Origin of the sequence: Exiguobacterium sp. s57 (genome assembly GCF_018617685.1) — a bacterium.
GTDB classification, from domain to species: Bacteria; Bacillota; Bacilli; order Exiguobacteriales; family Exiguobacteriaceae; genus Exiguobacterium; species Exiguobacterium marinum.
This window is the reverse complement of record NZ_JACSKR010000001.1, coordinates 991,217-1,011,062: the sequence shown is the minus strand read 5'-3', so window position 1 is coordinate 1,011,062 and position 19,846 is coordinate 991,217. Positions and strand designations below refer to the sequence as shown.

General features: G+C 49.7%; 15 protein-coding genes. 12 read left to right on the top strand and 3 right to left on the bottom strand.

Annotated elements, in window-relative coordinates:
• The first annotated feature begins 82 nt into the window (after nucleotides 1-82).
• From cccB to KNO98_RS05085, 8 genes are all read left to right on the top strand, one after another.
• Nucleotides 83-418, top strand: a complete 336-nt coding sequence (gene cccB / locus KNO98_RS05120; RefSeq protein WP_026825415.1) for a cytochrome c551 — start codon at nucleotides 83-85, stop codon at nucleotides 416-418.
• A gap of 114 nt (nucleotides 419-532) precedes the next feature.
• Nucleotides 533-2,137 (top strand): BCCT family transporter, encoded by a 1,605-nt coding sequence (locus KNO98_RS05115; protein WP_214699514.1) that lies wholly within the window; start codon nucleotides 533-535, stop codon nucleotides 2,135-2,137.
• 196 nt (nucleotides 2,138-2,333) lie between these two features.
• Nucleotides 2,334-3,506 carry an IS200/IS605 family element RNA-guided endonuclease TnpB gene (tnpB, locus tag KNO98_RS05110; protein ID WP_214699512.1) on the top strand — a complete coding sequence of 391 codons (1,173 nt, stop codon included), beginning with the start codon at nucleotides 2,334-2,336 and terminating at the stop codon, nucleotides 3,504-3,506.
• Nucleotides 3,507-3,885: 379 nt separating this feature from the next.
• Entirely contained in the window at nucleotides 3,886-4,572 is a 687-nt protein-coding gene (ftsE, locus tag KNO98_RS05105) for a cell division ATP-binding protein FtsE (protein ID WP_214699510.1), read from the top strand.
• Nucleotides 4,562-5,464 (top strand): permease-like cell division protein FtsX, encoded by a 903-nt coding sequence (gene ftsX, locus KNO98_RS05100; protein ID WP_026825418.1) that lies wholly within the window; start codon nucleotides 4,562-4,564, stop codon nucleotides 5,462-5,464. Before ftsE ends, ftsX begins: the two co-directional genes overlap by 11 nt.
• A gap of 23 nt (nucleotides 5,465-5,487) precedes the next feature.
• Complete coding sequence (locus tag KNO98_RS05095) at nucleotides 5,488-6,819, top strand: murein hydrolase activator EnvC family protein (RefSeq protein ID WP_214699507.1); 1,332 nt, start codon at nucleotides 5,488-5,490, stop codon at nucleotides 6,817-6,819.
• Between the two features lie 101 nt (nucleotides 6,820-6,920).
• Nucleotides 6,921-8,324, top strand: a complete 1,404-nt coding sequence (locus KNO98_RS05090; RefSeq protein ID WP_214699505.1) for a S41 family peptidase — start codon at nucleotides 6,921-6,923, stop codon at nucleotides 8,322-8,324.
• A gap of 43 nt (nucleotides 8,325-8,367) precedes the next feature.
• A complete protein-coding gene (locus tag KNO98_RS05085) occupies nucleotides 8,368-9,507 on the top strand; it encodes a PDZ domain-containing protein (RefSeq protein ID WP_214699502.1) in 1,140 nt (379 codons plus the stop codon).
• A 65-nt stretch (nucleotides 9,508-9,572) separates the two neighbouring features.
• Here the strand turns inward: KNO98_RS05085 and glpK are convergent, their stop codons facing one another.
• Complete coding sequence (glpK, locus tag KNO98_RS05080; RefSeq protein ID WP_026825422.1) at nucleotides 9,573-11,090, bottom strand: glycerol kinase GlpK; 1,518 nt, start codon at nucleotides 11,088-11,090, stop codon at nucleotides 9,573-9,575.
• A gap of 28 nt (nucleotides 11,091-11,118) precedes the next feature.
• Nucleotides 11,119-11,826, bottom strand: coding sequence for an MIP/aquaporin family protein (locus tag KNO98_RS05075; RefSeq protein ID WP_026825423.1), 708 nt, complete (start codon nucleotides 11,824-11,826; stop codon nucleotides 11,119-11,121).
• A 462-nt stretch (nucleotides 11,827-12,288) separates the two neighbouring features.
• Between KNO98_RS05075 and uvrB the strand changes: the two genes are divergently transcribed.
• The 3 genes from uvrB (at nucleotide 12,289) to KNO98_RS05060 (ending at nucleotide 18,368) form a co-directional block, all read left to right on the top strand.
• The gene (gene uvrB / locus KNO98_RS05070) at nucleotides 12,289-14,259 is read left to right on the top strand and encodes an excinuclease ABC subunit UvrB (RefSeq protein ID WP_214699499.1); all 1,971 of its coding nucleotides are present in this window, start codon (nucleotides 12,289-12,291) and stop codon (nucleotides 14,257-14,259) included.
• Entirely contained in the window at nucleotides 14,260-17,133 is a 2,874-nt protein-coding gene (uvrA, locus tag KNO98_RS05065; RefSeq protein ID WP_214699497.1) for an excinuclease ABC subunit UvrA, read from the top strand.
• Nucleotides 17,134-17,198: 65 nt separating this feature from the next.
• Nucleotides 17,199-18,368 carry a DUF4097 family beta strand repeat-containing protein gene (locus KNO98_RS05060; RefSeq protein ID WP_026825426.1) on the top strand — a complete coding sequence of 390 codons (1,170 nt, stop codon included), beginning with the start codon at nucleotides 17,199-17,201 and terminating at the stop codon, nucleotides 18,366-18,368.
• Nucleotides 18,369-18,405: 37 nt separating this feature from the next.
• Here KNO98_RS05060 and KNO98_RS05055 read toward each other — a convergent pair whose 3' ends face one another.
• A complete protein-coding gene (locus tag KNO98_RS05055) occupies nucleotides 18,406-18,762 on the bottom strand; it encodes a hypothetical protein (protein WP_214699480.1) in 357 nt (118 codons plus the stop codon).
• Nucleotides 18,763-18,909: 147 nt separating this feature from the next.
• On the opposite strand from KNO98_RS05055, the gene hprK reads away from it, so the two are divergent.
• On the top strand, nucleotides 18,910-19,845 hold the full coding sequence (gene hprK, locus KNO98_RS05050; RefSeq protein WP_026825428.1) for an HPr(Ser) kinase/phosphatase: 936 nt from the start codon (nucleotides 18,910-18,912) through the stop codon (nucleotides 19,843-19,845).
• The last annotated feature ends 1 nt before the right edge of the window (nucleotide 19,846 follow it).

The window sequence follows — 19,846 nt, the reverse complement described above, 5'->3', positions numbered from 1 at the left end:
TGAGATTAGGTTAGAAAGTATACGTGAAAGGCTATAATGGTAAATGTAGGTCATTTCTACAACTTAGGAGGGGAACGTGGTTATGAAAAAATGGATGATGGCGATTGGCCTTGGTGCCATGCTGACACTCGGCGCATGTGGCGGCGGTGAAGAGGAAGATACGTCGAGCAACGGGGATTCGGGCTCGAACACGGCATCGGTTGACGCGGAAGCGGTGTACGCACAAAACTGTGCGGCATGTCACGGTGCGAACCTTGAAGGAATGAGTGGTCCGTCACTCGAGCAAGTCGGCGCTAATCTGTCGGCAGAAGATATTGAGAACGTCATTCGTAACGGTCAAGGTGCAATGCCTGCGAACGTCATTGAAAAAGACGAAGAAATCACGGCGGTTGCTGCTTGGCTCGCTGAAAAAAAATAAGATAGACACCACAGGAATAGCATTGACTATCCTGTGGTTTTTTTGATTAATTGTTGCAATTTTCTGTTTTATTGGTATGGTAATAAGAGATTACAGAAATGGAGTGATATGGTTTTGAGGACAAAATTAATAGACTGGCCAACATTTATTGGATCAGTGATCTTACTGTTAGCAGTGACGTTACCTCTTATTTTCTTCCCGGAAACAGGTAAGGCTTTAGTCGGGATGGCAAATGAGTATATGACATCAAACTTTGGAATATTATACTTAGCGCTTGGGCTTGGCGCATTCGGATTTTTGATCTACGTTGCCTTCAGTAAGAACGGGCACATTAAGTTGGGCGACGAAGATGAGGAACCTGAATTTAGTAACTTTTCATGGGCGGCGATGTTGTTCGCTGCTGGGATTGGGTCAAGTATTCTTTACTGGTCGGTGATTGAATGGGTTTACTATTACGAAGGACCACCGTTTGGTCTCACACCAGAATCGACAGAAGCCATTCAATGGTCGACGGCATATGGCATGTTTCACTGGGGACCGATTGCGTGGGCGATTTATGCGCTGCCTGCACTCCCGATTGCCTATTTCTATTATGTACGACGCATATCCGTGTTGAAGGTGAGTGAAGCGGTCCGTCCGATTCTCGGTGATCGTTCAGACGGTCCACTTGGAAAAGTGATTGATATTTTATTCATCTTTGGTCTTCTTGGAGGCGCAGGGACAACACTCGCCCTCGGTACGCCGATGATTGCCGAAGGAATCAGTGAATTGACGGGAATCCCTGTATCACTCGGGATGAAAGCAGTGATTATGCTAGTCTGTACGGTTATTTTTGCAGTTAGCTCTTATGCTGGATTGAATAAAGGAATCAAATTACTAAGTGACTTGAACATTTGGCTTGCATTAGGAATTTTAACATTTGTATTTGTATTTGGACCGACACGCTTTATCTTAGAGACAACATTCAACGGTGTTGGGATTGTTATGGATAATTTCTTCCGAATGGCGACGTGGATGGAGCCATTTGGTGATTTTGGTGGCTTTACTTCAACGGGATTCCCTGAGTCGTGGACTGTATTCTACTGGGCATGGTGGCTTGTCTATGCTCCATTCGTCGGATTATTCGTGGCACGGATCTCACGTGGTCGGACGATTCGTGGCATGATCATCGGAACGATGGTCTATGGGACGTTTGGGTGTGTACTGTTTTTCGGAGTTCTCGGAAATTATGGACTATACCTTCACCTAAGTGGAACATTCGATGTCATCTCATATATGGCTACTTACGGACCGGCCCCGACAATCATTGCGATTATTAGTCAATTGCCGTTTGGAAGTGCGGTAGTTGGGGTCTTCACTGTCCTCGCCATTATCTTCTTGGCGACGACGTTCGATTCTTCGTCATATATTTTGGCATCAGTCACTCAAAAGCATGTGGAAGATGAACCACTCGTATGGAATCGACTGTTTTGGGCATTCGCACTATCGATCATGCCTCTCACACTCATGTTCCTCGGGGGACTTGAAACTTTACAAACAGCAAGTATTGTCGGTGGTTTCCCCCTCATATTTATCATGATTTTACTCGGATGGTCGTTTATGCGTGTCTCAAGCAGCGACATCCGGGCGCAAGATGAATATGAGTCACCGACGATTCATATTCAGTACCGAAAGAAAAAGCGTACCCCGTTCGATGTATTGAAAGACAAGGCAGATTGATAGAAGAAAATATCTGTATAGTGAACCGCCCCATAGAAGTTGGACATGAACATCCAGCTTCTACGGGGTGTTTTTTATCTGAATTAGGCGAGAATACTCCCACTTCTAAACGTTAAGGACAGGGCTTGCGTGAAAGTGGGAGATGAATCGCCAGCCTCTCTTTCGGGTAAAATATCTTCAAAGGGGTGAACGTCACATGGTGAAGCACAAGGGCTATAAATTCCGGATCTATCCGACGAAGGAACAGGAGGTCCTGATCGCCAAGACGATCGGCTGTTCCCGGTTCGTGTTCAACCATTTCCTGTCGAAATGGGACGCGGCCTATGAAGCGAATGGCAAGGGACTGTCGTATGACGCCTGCTCGAAAGACCTTCCCATACTCAAGCAAGAATTCAGTTGGTTGACGGAAGTGGACAGCACGGCCGTCCAGAACAGTGTCAAACACCTGGTCGACGCGTATAAGAAGTTCTTCAGGAAGGAGGGAAATCATCCCTGTTTCAAGTCGAAGCGTAACCCCGTCCAATCCTATACGGCGAACATCCAGGGGAAGTCCCAGCTCCCCGAGGTCTCGATCGTCGGGAACACACTCAAACTCCCGAAGCTGAAATGGGTACGGTTCGCCAACTCGAGACAAGTCGAGGGTCGCATCCTGAACGCCACGATCCGACGCACAGCTTCGGACAAATACTTCGTCTCCCTTCTCGTAGAGCTGGAGATCGGTGAACTGCCGAAGACCGGCTCATCGGTCGGCGTCGACGTCGGATTGAAGAACTTCGCCATCCTATCAAACGGAGCCGTATACCAAAACGACCGTTATTTCCGTACGCTCGAGAAGAAGCTGGCACGGGAGCAGCGCAAGTTGTCCCGTCGTCAGCGTATCGCCCTGAACAAGAAAATGAGACTTTCCGAGGCGAAGAACTATCAGAAGCAGAAGCGTAAGGTCGCCCGCATCCATGAGAAGATCGCCAACAGACGCACCGACTTCCTGCACAAGGTGTCGACCGAGATCGTCAAAAACCACGACGTCATCGGCATCGAGACCCTTCAGGTGAAGAACATGCAGCAGGACCGCAAGTTGAGCAAGTCGATCTCCGAGGTCAGCTGGTCGGAATTCCATCGGATGCTCGAGTATAAGGCCGACTGGTACGGGAAGACCGTCGTGAAGGTGGGGAAGACCTTCGCCTCGAGCCAAGCGTGTTCGAGTTGCGGCCATCGACACAAAGACGTGAAGCATCTTGGTTTGCGTGAATGGACATGCCCGAATTGCGGGGTCCACCACGACCGCGATGTGAACGCAGGACTAAACCTCAGACAAGAAGCCGAACGCATGTTGGCTTCTTTAACCGTCGGGACGACGGGGCTAGCCTGATCAGGTTCCGACTGTCAGGTCGGATGACTCAGGAATCCTCCACCTCTAAGCGAAGCATAGGTGGGGGTAGTTCAACTGAATTTCATAATGGAGGTCAAATTGGTGCAATAGAATTTCATGACGACATTTTCCCACTGAACTCAATCGAACTGAAACAATCCTGTAATGGTGTTTTAAAAGTCGGATTGATATAATTGTAGTCGCTTCAACAATGCCCTAGATGATTTTTTGGCAAGGCGATAAACGAGAAATGACTCCTTGACAGAGAGGGGTATTTCCTGTAAAAAAGACTCTAGGCGAAATATACAGTAACTAAAACAAATGATTCCAATTCGTCATAGATGCATAAAAATATTTTAAAAAGGGTAGGGAATACGTTATGATATCGATGCAAAAAGTCAGTAAAGTATATCCAAACGGCGTCGTTGCCATGGATGACCTCGATTTAGAAATTCGCGACGGCGAGTTCCTTTATGTAGTCGGTCCTTCCGGTGCCGGAAAGTCGACATTCATGAAGATGATTTATCGCGAGGAGAAACCGACGGAAGGTCAATTATTGATTGACGGACTCGATGTCGGTAAAATCAAGGATCGTCATGTACCAAAGTTGCGCCGTCAACTCGGTGTCATCTTTCAGGACTTTAAATTACTTCCATCACTTACGGTGTATGAAAACGTTGCGTTCGCATTAGAAGTCGTTGGGGCTGACACGACGTCGATTCGTAAGCAAGTCATGGACGTGTTGAATCTTGTCGGATTGAAAAACAAGGCACGCAACTATCCAGATGAGCTTTCTGGTGGGGAGCAGCAACGGGTTTCGATTGCACGAGCGATTGTGAACAAACCGAAGCTGATTATCGCCGATGAGCCGACAGGGAACTTAGACCCGGAGACAGCATGGGGCATCATGGAAGTGTTTGAAGAAATTCACCGCCGTGGGGCAACAATTGTCATGGCGACACACAACCGTGACATCGTCGATAAGATTCGCCACCGTGTCATCGCGATTGAGAATGGAAGAGTCGTTCGCGATGAAGAGAAAGGAGCATATGGCTATGATGTTTAAGGCTGGATTGCGCCATTTGCGTGAAGGGTTCAAAGGAACGCTTCGAAATGGATGGATGTCGTTCGCGGCAATTAGTGCCGTGACGATCACCTTGTTACTTGTCGGTGTATTTGCACTCGTCATGTTCAATGTAAATGAAATCTCAGACAATGTAGAGAACGATGTCGAGATTCAAGTGTTCATCACCCGTACGGCGGATGAGAGCTCAGTCGAGAAACTCGGACAGAATATTGAACAGGTACCGGGTGTGTCGAAGGTTACGTTCAGTTCGAAAGAAGATGAATTGGCCAAGTTCCAAAACCAACTTGGGGACGATGCGGCTGCTTATGGCACGGTTGAAAAAGACAACCCGCTCCACGCCCGTTATATCGTCAAAGCCCAAGACCCAACAGAACTAGAGGAAGTTGCAAAATCGGTCGAATCATTCGATAACGTCGACGATGTGAAATACGGAAAAGACTACATTGATAAAATGTTCGCCTTCTTCAACGGGATTCGCATCGGTGGACTCGCGTTGATTGTCGGATTGACATTGATGGCGATGTTCTTGATCTCGAATACGATTAAAATGACAATTTTCTCACGTCGCCGCGAGATTGAGATCATGCGACTCGTCGGAGCGAAGAACAGCTTCATCCGCTGGCCATTTTTCATTGAAGGGTTGGTTCTCGGAATGCTTGGGGCTCTTGTCCCGATTCTTGTCATTTATTTCGGATATGACGTCGCATATAGTGCTTTACAACCATCGCTTGATCAATTGAATAGTGATATATTTAAGTTGATTGATCCATCGACGCTCACAGTCCAAGTATCGCTTGTCTTACTTGCACTCGGTGCGTTCATCGGGATCTGGGGATCGACGACATCGCTCGGTCGCTTCTTGAAAATCTAACTTAAATAAGGAGGAGTTGGCGGATGAAACGTTCGCTTGCGCTAGGGTTGTGTGTATCATTACTTGCCATGCCTGTCATGGCGACAGAGAAAGACACGTTAAAAGCTCGACAAGATCGATTGTCCAATGAGTTGGAGGAATCGAAAAATGCGCAGGCTGAAACGGATGCCGAGCTTGAGGTCACAGAGGCAGAGCGTGATGCTGTAAAGACAGAAATTCACGTCGTCGATGATCGGTTGAATGATTTAAGCGAACAAATCGCGATTCAACAACACGAAGTCGACACGACCCGTGGAGAGCTCGAGACGACCCGCCAACAACTTTCTGTTCAAGAAAAATACTTGGAAGACCAGAAGGAACTTTTAAACGAGCGTCTTCGTGTCTTGCAAGTACATGAAGATACGTCCTATCTACAAGTCATTTTTGAGTCCCGCTCTTTCGGCGATTTCGTGACACGGGTCATGACGGCCCGCACAATCGCTGAACAGGACCGGGAGCTCATACATAATTATATGAGTGAGATGGAACGCCTAGAGTCGCTTGAGTCGACACAACGTACCCAACTCTCGTTCATCAAGCAAAAAGAGCGTGAGCTCGTCATCACGAAGCAAGATCTCGACCGTACAGCCGAGAAAAAGCGTGATCTGTTGGTCGAACTGAACGAACAAGTCGAGCAACTCGAACTTGAGAAGATGACACGCAGTGAAGAACAGGCCGTCATGGCCGAACAGAATCGAATCATCAGCGAACAGCTCGAAGCGATTGCGATTGCTGAGCGAGAAGCCGCTGAGGCGGCCGAACGTGCCAAACAGGAAGCTGAAAAACGTGCTGCCGAAGAACGAGCAAGAGCCGAGGCGGAAGCGCGTGATTCAGAAGCGGAAGTGAAAGAAGCGCCTGAGGTGACGGTACCAGCTGAAACACCGACGAATGTTTCAACGTCGAACGGATTCGTCCGCCCTGTGTCAGGATATGTGTCGAGCCCGTTTGGTCCTCGAAACAATCCTTTGACAGGTGTCTCGGAGATTCATAAGGGAATCGACCTCGTCAATGCTTCAGGGACACCGATTGTTGCGAGTGCACCAGGTGTCGTCATCAAAGCGGCACCGGCGACCGGATATGGGAATGTCGTGTTTGTTTCACATGTCATGAATGGAGAGGTTTGGACGACCGTCTACGCTCATCTGAATGCAATCACGGTCGGTGCCGGACAACAGGTAGCGGCAGGACAGACAGTCGGGACGCTCGGTAACACGGGTTGGTCGACCGGACCGCATCTCCATTTTGAGTTACATCGAGGGAAATGGGCGCCGGGACAGCCGAATGCGATTGACCCAGCCCCGTATATTGGCTATTAATTCAAGCGGACGCGTCCCAAATATGTGGAACGCGTCCGCTTTTCCTTTCGTTTTTGCTATACTAATGAAAAGACTTACAAAGAGAAATGAGGGACCAACCCGTGAAAAATTCAACCGCAGGACTACTCGCTGGCACAACGTTCGTGGCTGGGGCCGGTGCAGGCCTTGCGACGATGGCATTTACAGACACTTCTCTTCCGATTCAAACGAATGCGGAAGGCTGGGATAAAGTCGATCAAGTACGTGATTTGATTGAGGCGCATTCGTTACAAGACATCTCAGAAGATGACTTATTGACAGGCGCGCTCGACGGTATGACCGCAGCACTGAACGATCCGTACTCTGACTTCTTAGACGCAGAAGAAACATCACAATTTACCGACTCGATTGAATCGAGTTTTGAAGGAATTGGCGCAACTTTGGAGAAGAAAGGAGAAGACATCTTAATTGTCGCTCCAATCAAAGGCGCTCCGGCCGAAGAAGCAGGACTTCGCCCGGGCGACATCATCACAGCGGTCGACGGTGAGTCGATTGAGGGGATGGATGTACAGGAAGCCGTCCAGCTGATTCGAGGAGAGAAAGGGACGACGGTCACGCTGACGATTCGCCGTGGCAGTCAGACGGCGGACTATGAAATCACACGTGACACGATTCCGATTGAGACCGTGTTCTCTGAAGTGAAAGAAATAGATGGTAAAAAGATTGGCTACCTTCAAGTTACTCAATTCTCAGAACCGACAGCCGATGAGTTTCTCGAGCAACTCGAGCAACTTGAAGCAGACGACATCGATAGCTTGATCATCGACGTTCGTGGAAATCCGGGGGGGCTCTTACCTGCCGTCATCGAGATGTCTGAAGGGTTCGTCCCGACATCGAAACCGGTCGTCCAAATCGAAAATGCGGACGGGGACCGTGACGCTCAAAATGGTCGTGCCCGTGAAGCAAAACCGTATGACCTCTTCGTCTTGACGGATGAAGGCTCTGCTTCGGCATCCGAGATTTTGACAGGTGCGATGAAAGAAGGGGCCGGTGCGACAATCATTGGCACGAAGACGTTCGGGAAAGGTGTCGTGCAGACGGCGTTCGATTTAGAAGACGGCAGTAACTTGAAGTTGACGACGAGCAAATGGCTCACACCGGACGGGAACTGGATCAACAAAAAAGGGATCGAGCCGGACATCGAAGTGAAGCAACCGGATTTCTTCAATGTAACCCGCGTGCTAACAGAAGAAGAGTCATTAAAAATCGGGGACTATGGCGACTCCGTGTCGAACTTGCACAATATTTTAACTGGAATCGGCTATGAGCCAGGCGGTCAACCCGGATATTACGGCGATACGATGGCAGAGGCCGTAAAAGCGTTCCAGGCAGACCAAAATCTCACGGCTTCAGGTACAGTCGATGAAGAGACAGCCTCGGCACTCGAATCGAAGCTACTCGAGGCGATTCAAGATGAGGAAAACGATGCTCAACTGAATCGAGCGCTAGAAGAAGCCGCAAAATAACGTTGTATGAAAGAAAGGGTTGGACCGCGTGGAAGTTGTACGAATGAGTGTTACGGCTTTATTGACGTTGTTAGGTAGTCCACTGTTTTGGGTGACGCTCGTCGCCATTACGTACATATCAATGACCCGAGTCAAACGGGAACGGGCCATGTTTCGTTCGAGACGCCGCTCACCAAAGTCGGAATGGAAGCATTTCATCTGGCCGAGTCTCCTGCTGGCGGTCCTCTCATCAACCGCAACGATTTTACTGGAGACGACCATCACATTTGAATGGGCAGTTTCGTTTACAATTCTTTACACGCTTGTCGTCTTGACGATGCATCCGCGATTCTTTAACCCAGTGTTGCCGCTCCTCATTATATTCGGTGTCGTCATGTTACGTGATATTGTCGCATATGGGGCATTCAGTGATTGGGTGAGAGAGCTTGCCCGAGTCGATTGGACGGTCTATGCATTGACGTTCGGGCTCGTCACACTCGCGGAAGCGATTCTCCTACGATGGGATGGACCAAAAGAGACGTCACCGACACTAATCTTGTCCAAACGTGGGCAGTTCATCGGAGGACACGTCGTCAAACGGGTTTGGTTTTTCCCGCTCGTTGTCTTTTTACCGCCGATGTTCGGTCTTGATTTGCCGATGATCCCAATCATTCTGCCGATTCCGATTGGGGTCAGTTTACTGTCGACCGGTGCCTTGCCGGGGACACTTCTCGCACGGTTGAGTAACTATCGTGCGATGCTCGCATTGATCGCCCTTATTTTGTTCGGTATATCCTATACGTGGGAGATTCCGTATATCGACTATGTATTGATTACACTATTCGTTCTCTATGAACTCGGATTACAGTGGATCAAACGAGAAAATCGTGGCACGACACCTGTCTTTATCAATGGCAATCGCGGGGCGGTCATCGTTGACACGCTCCCGAATTCACCGGGGGAAGCGATGCAACTCATCCCGGGTGAATCCATCTACAAAGTCAATGGAACAGTCATCACGGGAGGGCATAGTTTCTATGAGGCGCTCCAGCAACATAAACCTTATATTAAGCTCGAAGTGTTGAACTTGAACGGTGATATCCGATTCGTTCAACGGGCGATGTATGAGACCGATCCGCATGAACTTGGCATCTTGTTCGTCGGGGAACCGACGAGTCCGCGTGTCCGTCTTCGCAAACTGTGAGAGTATCCGTCAAGGGTACTCTTTTTTGTACTGAAAAAGGGCACCCTTGGGGATGCCCTTTTTTCTTATACGTCAAGTTTTGATGGTTTAAATGCTGTTGTTGCTTCGACAGCGTGTTGCCAACCTTTGTAGAGTGCCTCGCGGTGAGATTCGTCCATGTTCGGCTCGAATTTCTTGTCGAGTTTCCACTGCTCTTTGACTTCGGCTTGGTCTTTCCAGAATCCAACGGCAAGACCTGCCAAGTAGGCAGCACCGAGTGCAGTCGTTTCGCTCACTTCAGGACGTTCGACTGGAACGTCGAGAATGTCTGATTGGAACTGCATAAGGAAGTTGTTGCTGACGGCCCCGCCATCGACGCGGAGTGTCTTCAAGTTGATTCCTGAGTCGTTCTCCATCGCCGTGAGGACATCACGTGTCTGATAAGCGAGTGACTCGATTGTCGCACGGACGAACTGTTCTTTTTCCGTTCCTCGTGTGAGGCCGAAGATAGCGCCACGAACGTCAGAGTTCCAATAAGGTGCACCGAGTCCAACGAAGGCTGGTACGACGTAAACCCCCTCTGTCGACTCGATCCGTGTCGCGTATTGCTCCGAGTCTTTCGCTGATTTCAACATCCGCAATCCATCACGGAGCCATTGAATCGCAGAACCGGCAACGAAGATCGATCCTTCGAGTGCATACTCGACTTTACCGTTGTAGCCCCAAGCAATCGTCGTCAAGAGACCATGGTCTGATTTGACGGCTTCTTCCCCTGTGTTCATAAGCATGAAGCAACCCGTGCCGTACGTGTTTTTCCCTTCCCCTTTTTCGAAGCACGTCTGACCGAACAAGGCAGCCTGTTGGTCACCTGCGGCTCCGGCGATTGGTACTTCAAATCCAAAGAAGTGATACGGGATTGTGTTTGCGTAGACTTCACTTGAAGCTTTGACTTCAGGGAGCATCGACTTCGGTACCGTTAAGATGTCGAGTAATTCGTCATCCCACTTCTGTTCATAGATGTTGTACATAAGTGTACGGGACGCGTTCGAGTAGTCTGTCACGTGGGCCGTTCCACCTGAAAGTTTCCAGATGAGCCACGTGTCGATTGTACCGAAGAGAAGTTCTCCGTTCTCGGCTTTTTCACGTGCGCCTTCGACGTTGTCCAAAATCCACTTGACCTTTGTCCCAGAGAAGTAAGCATCGATGAGAAGGCCCGTCTTGTCACGCACCATATCAGAATGACCGGCTGCTTTTAGTTCTTCACAAATGTCAGCGGTTTGTCGTGATTGCCAAACAACTGCGTTATATACAGGGCGTCCTGTTTCTTTCTCCCAAACGACTGCTGTTTCACGTTGGTTCGTGATTCCGATTCCTGCGATCTCGTTCGGATCGATGTCTGCCGAACCAAATGCTTCCGCCATGACGGCGAGGACAGAACCCCAAATCTCATTGGCGTTATGTTCGACCCAGCCTGGTTTTGGGAAATACTGTTTAAATTCGCGTTGTGCGACCGTGACAATTTTTCCGTCATGGTCAAAGATGATTGCCCGTGAACTTGTCGTTCCTTGGTCTAGTGCTAAAATATAACGTTTTTCTTTCGCCATATGTGATTTCCTCCTTCAAAATATTGTGTTACGAGACGAGAAGGCCATAAATGAGTGCGGCGATAATCGCGCCGATAATTGGACCGACGACCGGGATCCATGAATATCCCCAATCTGACGAGCCTTTTCCTTTAATCGGAAGAAATGCGTGAGCGATACGCGGACCGAGGTCACGTGCCGGGTTAATTGCATACCCGGTCGTACCACCGAGCGAAAGACCGATCGATACGATCAAGAAGCCGACGATGAGCGGATTAAGTCCGTCCGCGAAGGTGTTTGCCCCGAATGACAATAGACCGAAGACAAGGACGAACGTTCCGATAATCTCACCAATCAAGTTGAAAGGTGTGCTTCGAATACCAGGAGCCGTCGAGAACGTCGCCAGTTTCAAACCTGGGTCGTCCGTTGCATCATAGTGCGGTTTATAGTGGATATAAACCAAACATGCCCCAATGATGGCTCCGATAAACTGAGCGAGGATGTAGAGTGGGACATCCGCCCATGGGAATTCGCCTGCTGTCGCGAGACCAATCGTGACGGCAGGGTTGATGTGTGCACCTCCGTAAATACCGGCTGCGTAGACCCCGACCATAACGGCGAGACCCCAACCCATTGTGATGACAATCCAGCCAGAGTTTTCCGCTTTGGAATGGCGGAGGACGACGCCGGCGACGACACCGTTACCGAGCAGAATCAATAGCATCGTACCAATAATTTCACTGACAAATGCTGACATGTGATACTCCCCTTTCTCCCTTATGCAATTTGACTTACCACTTCATTATATGCCCAAAATGTAAGCGTTTTAAAACAGCGTTTTTCAAAAATCATACTTTTTTCCTAAAAATGTTCACATTTACACCTGTAAACTTCATAAAAATGATGAGTAGAGAGCGGAACTAATAAGAAATAGATGATTCATCATGAAAACTGGGGGGATTTCAATTGAATAGGAATATGGTCCATTGTTTGGTCATTCGTCTCCTATGTTACAAAAGTAACCTTTACAAATTGAACAAATGGATCTTTCTGAACGATTTGAATGTTTCTTTTGAGACGGTTAAGGAAAAATATTAAGCGATGCACAAATGACGTTTCTTCTATAAAGACGTTCTCAGTAAAAGTTGAGAAGCGAATATTTGTTCGTGTATATGGTATAATCAAGACACTTATGAAATGAGAAGGTGAGGAGTATCTTATGGAATCAATTCCGTTTGCATTACAATCTGAATTTCAACCAGGAGGTGACCAACCTGAAGCGATTCGACAGCTTGTCGAAGGTTTGAATCGGGGTGAACGGTACCAGACGCTCCTCGGGGCGACCGGTACGGGGAAGACGTTCACCGTCTCGAATGTCATCCAGGAAGTGAAGAAACCGACACTCGTCCTCGCCCACAACAAGACGCTCGCCGGACAGCTCTACTCCGAGTTCAAAGAATTCTTCCCGAACAACGCCGTCGAATATTTCGTCAGCTATTACGATTACTATCAGCCAGAGGCGTACGTGCCTTCGACCGATACGTTTATCGAAAAAGATGCTTCGATTAACGATGAGATCGATAAACTTCGCCACTCGGCGACCTCGGCTCTGTTCGAGCGCGATGATGTCATCATCGTCGCTTCGGTATCGTGCATCTACGGTCTCGGTAACCCGGAAGAATATAACAGTCTCGTCTTGAGTCTTCGTGTCGGGAAAGAAATGGGGCGCGATCAAATGCTTCGCAAATTGATCGACATCCAATATGAACGGAACGACATCGACTTCCAACGGGGGCGGTTCCGTGTCCGTGGGGACGTCGTTGAAATCTTCCCGGCGTCACGTGATGAGCAGTGCTTGCGTGTCGAGTTTTTCGGGGACGAGATTGATCGGATTCGCGAGATGGACCCGCTTACCGGCGAAATCATCGCCGATCGCGAGCATGTATCGATTTTCCCAGCATCCCACTTCGTCACACGTGATGAAAAGTTACAAAAAGCGATCGTCAACATCGAGGCCGAACTCGAACAACAGCTTGAGAAGTTCCGTGAAGAAGGCAAGTTACTCGAGGCGCAACGTCTCGAGCAGCGGACGAACTACGATCTCGAGATGATGCGTGAGATGGGTTACTGTTCAGGCATCGAGAACTATTCGCGCCATTTGAACTTGACGGAGGCAGGCGCGACACCGTACACGCTCATCGATTACTTCCCGAAAGACTTCTTGCTCATCGCGGATGAGTCGCACGTGACGCTCCCGCAAGTGCGCGGGATGTATAACGGGGACCAAGCACGGAAACAAGTGCTCGTCGACCACGGTTTCCGTCTGCCGTCGGCGAAGGACAACCGGCCGCTCAAGTTCGACGAGTTCGAGAAGAAGTTGAGCCAGGCCATCTTCATCTCGGCGACACCGGGCCCGTATGAGCTCGAACATACGCCGGACATGATTGAACAGATTATCCGACCGACGGGTCTCCTCGACCCGACAATTGAGATTCATCCGATCAAAGGACAGATCGACTACTTGATGGATCAGATCCGCGAGCGCATCAAGCGAGAGGAACGTGTCCTCGTGACGACGCTCACGAAGAAAATGGCGGAAGACTTGTCTGATTACTTACGGGAGGCCGGAATCAAAGTTAACTATATGCACTCTGAGATCAAGACGCTCGAGCGGATTGAAATTATCCGTGACCTTCGTCTCGGAAAATACGACGTCCTCGTCGGAATCAACTTGCTGCGGGAAGGGCTAGACATCCCGGAAGTGAGTCTCGTCACGATTCTCGATGCCGACAAGGAAGGGTTCCTTCGTTCAGACCGGTCGCTTATCCAGACGATCGGACGGGCGGCCCGGAACTCGAACGGGCACGTCATCTTGTTCGCGGATAAGATGACCGACTCGATGACGCGCGCGATTGAAGAGACCGACCGTCGGCGAACGATTCAACAAGCTTACAATGAAGAACATGGCATCACCCCACAGACGATTCGAAAAGATGTCCGAGGGGTCATCCGAGCAACGGTCGAGGCCGAAGAAGAGGCGTTAGAGTCGCTCAGTACGATGAAGCCGGCGGAACGCGAGGCGGCAATTGCCAAGTTGGAAGAAGAAATGAAGCAAGCGGCGCGCGATCTCCAGTTCGAACGTGCGGCCGAATTGCGTGACTTAATCTTGGAGTTGAAGGTAGGGAATTAAATGGCTGAAAAGAAAAATGCGATTGTCATTAAAGGGGCACGCGTCAACAACTTGAAAAATATTGACATCGACATCCCACGTGACCAGCTCGTCGTCTTGACGGGCTTGTCCGGTTCCGGGAAGTCTTCGCTTGCGTTCGACACAATTTACGCTGAAGGACAACGACGTTACGTCGAGAGCTTGTCGGCGTATGCCCGTCAGTTTCTCGGTCAGATGGATAAGCCGGACGTCGATACGATTGAAGGACTCAGTCCGGCCATCTCAATCGACCAAAAGACGACGAGTCGTAACCCGAGGTCGACGGTCGGTACGGTGACGGAGATCTACGACTATCTCCGACTCTTATTCGCGCGAATCGGGAAGCCGGTCTGTCCTAACCACGGAATTGAAATTTCGAGTCAAACGATCTCTCAGATGGTCGATCAGGTGATGGAATTACCGGAACGGACGCGTCTTCAGATTTTGGCACCAATCGTATCGGGGCGTAAAGGAACGCATGTGAAAGTATTTGATTCGTTGAAAAAAGAAGGGTTCGTCCGTGTCCGTGTCAATGGAGAAACGATTGAATTGACAGATGAGATCGAGCTCGACAAAAATAAAAAACATTCAATTGAGGTCGTTGTCGACCGTCTCGTCGTCCGACCGGATGTCGAAGGCCGTCTTGCGGATTCACTTGAGACGGCGTTACGTCTCGCTGACGGACGTGTCATCATCGACAAGATGGATGGCACAGAACTTCTTTTTAGCGAACATCACGCTTGCCCGATCTGTGGTTTCTCAATCGGCGAGCTCGAACCCCGTATGTTCTCGTTTAACTCACCATTCGGCGCTTGCCCGACGTGTGATGGTCTCGGGACGAAACTAGACGTCGACCCAGAACTCGTCATCCCGGACCCGTCGAAGACGTTAAAAGAAGGGGCGATTGTCGCGTGGCAACCAACGAGTTCCCAGTACTATCCGCAGCTGCTTGCAGCGATGTGTGCACATTTTAATATCGATATGGACGTGCCGTTTGAGCGTCTGTCGAAGCGTGACCAAGAGCTCGTCTTGAACGGGTCAACTGAGGAATCCTTCCTCTTCCGCTACGAGAATGATTTTGGTCAAGTCCGGACGAACACGATTTTCTTTGAAGGGGTTCTTCGCAACATTGAGCGCCGTTACAGGGAGACGACATCCGATTACATTCGTGAGCAGATGGAAATGTATATGGCGACACATGCCTGTCCGACCTGTCACGGTTATCGTTTGAAAGAAGAGTCGCTCGCCGTCAAAATCATCGGCCAGCACGTCGGACAAGTGACGGAGAAGTCGGTCGTGAACGCACTTGCTTTCTTCGAAGGGCTAAATGAACAGTTGAGTGAGAAAGATATCGCAATCGCGCGTCTCATCTTGCAGGAGATTCGAGAACGGCTCAGCTTCTTGAATAACGTCGGTCTCGACTATTTGACACTCTCTCGTGCCGCGGGAACGCTCTCGGGTGGGGAAGCACAGCGGATTCGTCTCGCCACGCAAATCGGATCGCGCCTCACGGGTGTCCTATATGTTCTAGACGAGCCGTCAATCGGTCTCCATCAACGCGATAACGACCGCTTGATCGCCACGCTCAAACAGATGCGGGACATCGGCAACACGCTCATTGTCGTCGAGCACGACGAGGATACGATGATGGAAGCGGACTACTTGATTGACATCGGGCCAGGCGCCGGGGAGCATGGAGGACAGGTCATCGCTGCCGGTACACCGAAACAACTGATGAAAAATAAGAATTCGCTCACCGGGCAATATCTCGCCGGGAAGAAGTTCATCCCGCTTCCCGTTGAACGCAAGATACCGGACGAACGTTTCTTAAAGATTGTCAAGGCAGAAGAGAACAACTTAAAAGACGTCGACGTGTCGATTCCACTCGGGATGTTCGTCGCAGTGACGGGTGTCTCGGGCTCTGGTAAATCGACATTGATCAATGAGATTCTCTATAAATCGCTCGCCCACAATATGAACCGTGCCAAAGCGAAACCAGGGAAGCATAAGAAGATTGAAGGTCTCGAGCATATCGATAAAGTCATCGATATCGACCAATCCCCAATCGGTCGTACGCCACGTTCGAACCCTGCGACCTATACAGGTGTCTTCGATGACATTCGTGACGTATTTGCCTCAACGAACGAAGCGAAGATGCGTGGATATAAGAAGGGGCGTTTTAGCTTCAACGTCAAAGGCGGTCGCTGCGAAGCGTGTCGCGGAGACGGAATCATCAAAATCGAGATGCATTTCTTACCGGACGTGTACGTGCCGTGTGAAGTCTGTCACGGGAAACGCTACAATCGGGAGACGCTCGAAGTGAAGTATAAAGGGAAGACGATTGCGGACGTGCTCGATATGACGATTGAAGAGGGTCTTGAATTCTTTGACAAAATTCCGAAAATCAAACGGAAGATTCAGACGATCTTTGACGTCGGTCTCGGCTATATGAAACTTGGACAGCCGGCGACAGAACTTTCAGGTGGGGAAGCACAACGTGTCAAACTTGCATCAGAGCTCCATAAGCGTTCGACCGGGAAGACCATCTATATCTTGGATGAACCGACGACCGGACTTCATGTCGACGACATCGCCCGTTTGTTGAAAGTGTTGCAACGTCTCGTCGAGAACGGAGACACGGTGCTCGTCATCGAACATAACCTCGATGTCATCAAGTCGGCGGATTATTTGATCGACCTCGGACCAGAGGGCGGTGACGGTGGCGGCGAGATTGTCGCGACCGGCACACCGGAAGAAGTCGCTGAGGTCGCGGCTTCTTATACCGGCAAGTATTTGAAACCGGTCCTTGAACGTGATGCGGCCCGCGTGAAACCGAAAGCAGGAAAAAAGAAATAAGTATAGAAATGGTGAGAAACGGGAAGTTAATTGACGTGCAATCAAATTGAAGGGGGAAAACGAACGTGAAACAAGAAATGCGTGAACTGATTCTCCAGCAAGTGAAGGAAGGCAAGATGACGATTGAGGAGGGGATGACGCAACTCGAACGTCTCGAGCGACTCGAACCGGAACAAGTTCAAGCGCTTGAAGAACGACAGGATACGGAGAAGGTCGATGCGTACTCGGTCGAATCGCTTACGACGAAACTGACGTCTGCGATGGAAGGGCTCGTGACGAAACTTCGTGACAGTGACTTTACATTCAGCTCGAATTTCGGACCGGAAGTGACGTACTCGAAGTCGTTCCCGTTCACAGGCAGCGATATCTCACTTGATCTTTTCAACGCATCGGCGACGATTGTATCGTCTGATGCCGAAGACTGTGAACTGATTGTAACGGGACGTCCGCTTCGCCAACAAGATGCGGACAAGGCGCTCGAGCAGTTACAGTCGGCCGTCAAACATTCCGTCATCGGCGACCGTCTCGTCGTCTCGCTACGGGACAAGCTTGTCCGGGCCCATGTGGAATTGTACATCCCGCATCACCATTTTAACCATCTTCATGTCCAAACATTGAACGGGGAAGTCCGGGCCGATGGTCTCGACGTCGAGAACGTCCGTGTACAAACCGCGAACGGTCGCGTCGTGCTAAATGACGTGCATGCATCGGAACTACTGTTGAATACTGGCAACGGGACGGTCGAAATCGAAGGCGTAGAAGCGGAACTCGTTCATGTCCGTACCGGAAACGGTGCCGTCATTATCGGCGGGAAATACGACAAAGCTTCCCTTAAGACAGGGAACGGAAATATTCGTGCGGAACTGGCAACGGCTCGTCCGGCCAAGTTCGAACTCGCCTCGCTCGCCGGGAACATTCGACTCGTATTGCCACACGGTGTCGAGGTCGAAGGTGAACTAGAAACGAACTTCGGAGGTCTTCATTGCTTGCTCGATGAACTCGAGATTATCCGTGACCGCAAGGACGTCGCCCAACGTCGACTTGAATTCTTGTCTGGTCGAGGTCAAACACCTCGTATCGAAGTCGAAGCGGGAACACGTACCGGTACCATCGACTTAGAGCATGGTTCGGTGTATACACCATCGACATTTTTAGATGAAGAACAGACAGAGCCGGCTGACCCTGTCGATCCGGTCGACCCAGGCGATTTGAATAATCCGTTCCATCAACAATAAAAAAATCCCGAAGGCGCCGCCTTCGGGATTTTTTTGATTATAGATTCATTTCATACTCGATTTGTTGCCAATCCATCATCTGAGTATCATACAGCGCGAAGGCACTGACCGCGAAGACGATGAAGAGAACTGGCCCGGCAATCAAAAGGATGATTCCGAAGAGGCGCATCGACTTCGAACGAGTCCAGTAGAAGATGATGGCGACAATCATCGAGATGAGCGCACCCGATAAAAAGAATCCGATGATATTCAAGATGAACAAGAGTAAGACCGTCTCGTTTTTCGTCGCCGCATATTCTTTCCACATATCGATCAACGACTTGATGATATAGACGAGCGAACCAATCCCGATCACGATCGCAAACAAGATGGCAATACCAAATAATCCTTCCATTACTACACCTCCCATTATGCTTATACCCTTCCTACGAACACAATGTATGAAAGTTTCATCAATTTTTTGACACGTTGTTCATCACTTCTCTAACCTTTCATAGAAAGAGCTATGATACAATAATGAGCGTGAAAGGGGCAGATACTGATGCAAAATATCGTACGCACAGCTCAAGTCGTTGAGCGTTTTAAACTTCAAATTATTGCGGGAGAGGAAGGACTTCATCGTCCGGTCGCAACACCCGACCTAAGTCGACCAGGTCTCGTCCTTGCTGGTTACTATACGCACTATGCGAAAAACCGCCTGCAAGTATTAGGGAAGACGGAATTGACTTTTTATGCGAGCCTATCGGAAGAAAAGCGTCGTGAGCGCGCCAAAATTTTATGTACGGAACACACACCCGGTATTTTAATCACTCGAGGTTTCGATATTCCAAAAGAAATCGAGGAAGAAGCGGAAGCAGAAAACGTTCCACTTATGCGGACGAATGCGGTGACGACTTCAATCGAATCACAAATCACGAACTTCCTCGAGATGGAGCTCGCGCCGATGACGGCGATGCACGGGGTCCTCGTCGATATCTACGGCGTCGGTGTCCTCATCAAAGGGCAAAGTGGTGTCGGAAAATCCGAGACCGCGCTTGAACTCGTCAAACGGGGGCACCGTCTCGTCGCTGATGACTCGGTTGAGATTCGTCAAACCGGCGACCAACTCCTCGTCGGTTCAGCGCCTAAACTCATTCGTCATTTACTTGAGATTCGTGGGATTGGCATCATCGATGTCATGACGTTGTTCGGGGCCGGAGCGGTTCGGTCGCATAAAAAAATCAGTCTCATCGTCAATTTGGAGAACTGGGATCCGGGCAAAGTGTACGATCGTGTCGGACTGGACCACAACGTGATGAAAATCATCGATAGTGAAGTCCCGCTCCTGACGATCCCGGTTCGCCCAGGCCGAAACTTGGCGGTCATCATTGAAGTCGCGGCGATGAACTATCGTCTCCAAAACATGGGAATCAATACGGCTGAAGAGTTTGCGGAACGTCTTGCAAACGCGATTCAGGACACTGAAGGAGACTTGTGAT

Bases quoted from the DNA above. Each gene is read 5' to 3' on its own strand.
- cccB (WP_026825415.1), top strand. From the start codon at position 83: ATGAAAAAATGGATGATGGCGATTGGCCTTGGTGCCATGCTGACACTC.
- KNO98_RS05055 (WP_214699480.1), bottom strand. From the start codon at position 18,762: ATGGAAGGATTATTTGGTATTGCCATCTTGTTTGCGATCGTGATCGGG.
- KNO98_RS05095 (WP_214699507.1), top strand. From the start codon at position 5,488: ATGAAACGTTCGCTTGCGCTAGGGTTGTGTGTATCATTACTTGCCATG.
- KNO98_RS05075 (WP_026825423.1), bottom strand. From the start codon at position 11,826: ATGTCAGCATTTGTCAGTGAAATTATTGGTACGATGCTATTGATTCTG.
- ftsE (WP_214699510.1), top strand. From the start codon at position 3,886: ATGATATCGATGCAAAAAGTCAGTAAAGTATATCCAAACGGCGTCGTT.
- KNO98_RS05085 (WP_214699502.1), top strand. From the start codon at position 8,368: ATGAGTGTTACGGCTTTATTGACGTTGTTAGGTAGTCCACTGTTTTGG.
- uvrA (WP_214699497.1), top strand. From the start codon at position 14,260: ATGGCTGAAAAGAAAAATGCGATTGTCATTAAAGGGGCACGCGTCAAC.
- tnpB (WP_214699512.1), top strand. From the start codon at position 2,334: ATGGTGAAGCACAAGGGCTATAAATTCCGGATCTATCCGACGAAGGAA.
- ftsX (WP_026825418.1), top strand. From the start codon at position 4,562: ATGATGTTTAAGGCTGGATTGCGCCATTTGCGTGAAGGGTTCAAAGGA.
- uvrB (WP_214699499.1), top strand. From the start codon at position 12,289: ATGGAATCAATTCCGTTTGCATTACAATCTGAATTTCAACCAGGAGGT.
- glpK (WP_026825422.1), bottom strand. From the start codon at position 11,090: ATGGCGAAAGAAAAACGTTATATTTTAGCACTAGACCAAGGAACGACA.
- hprK (WP_026825428.1), top strand. From the start codon at position 18,910: ATGCAAAATATCGTACGCACAGCTCAAGTCGTTGAGCGTTTTAAACTT.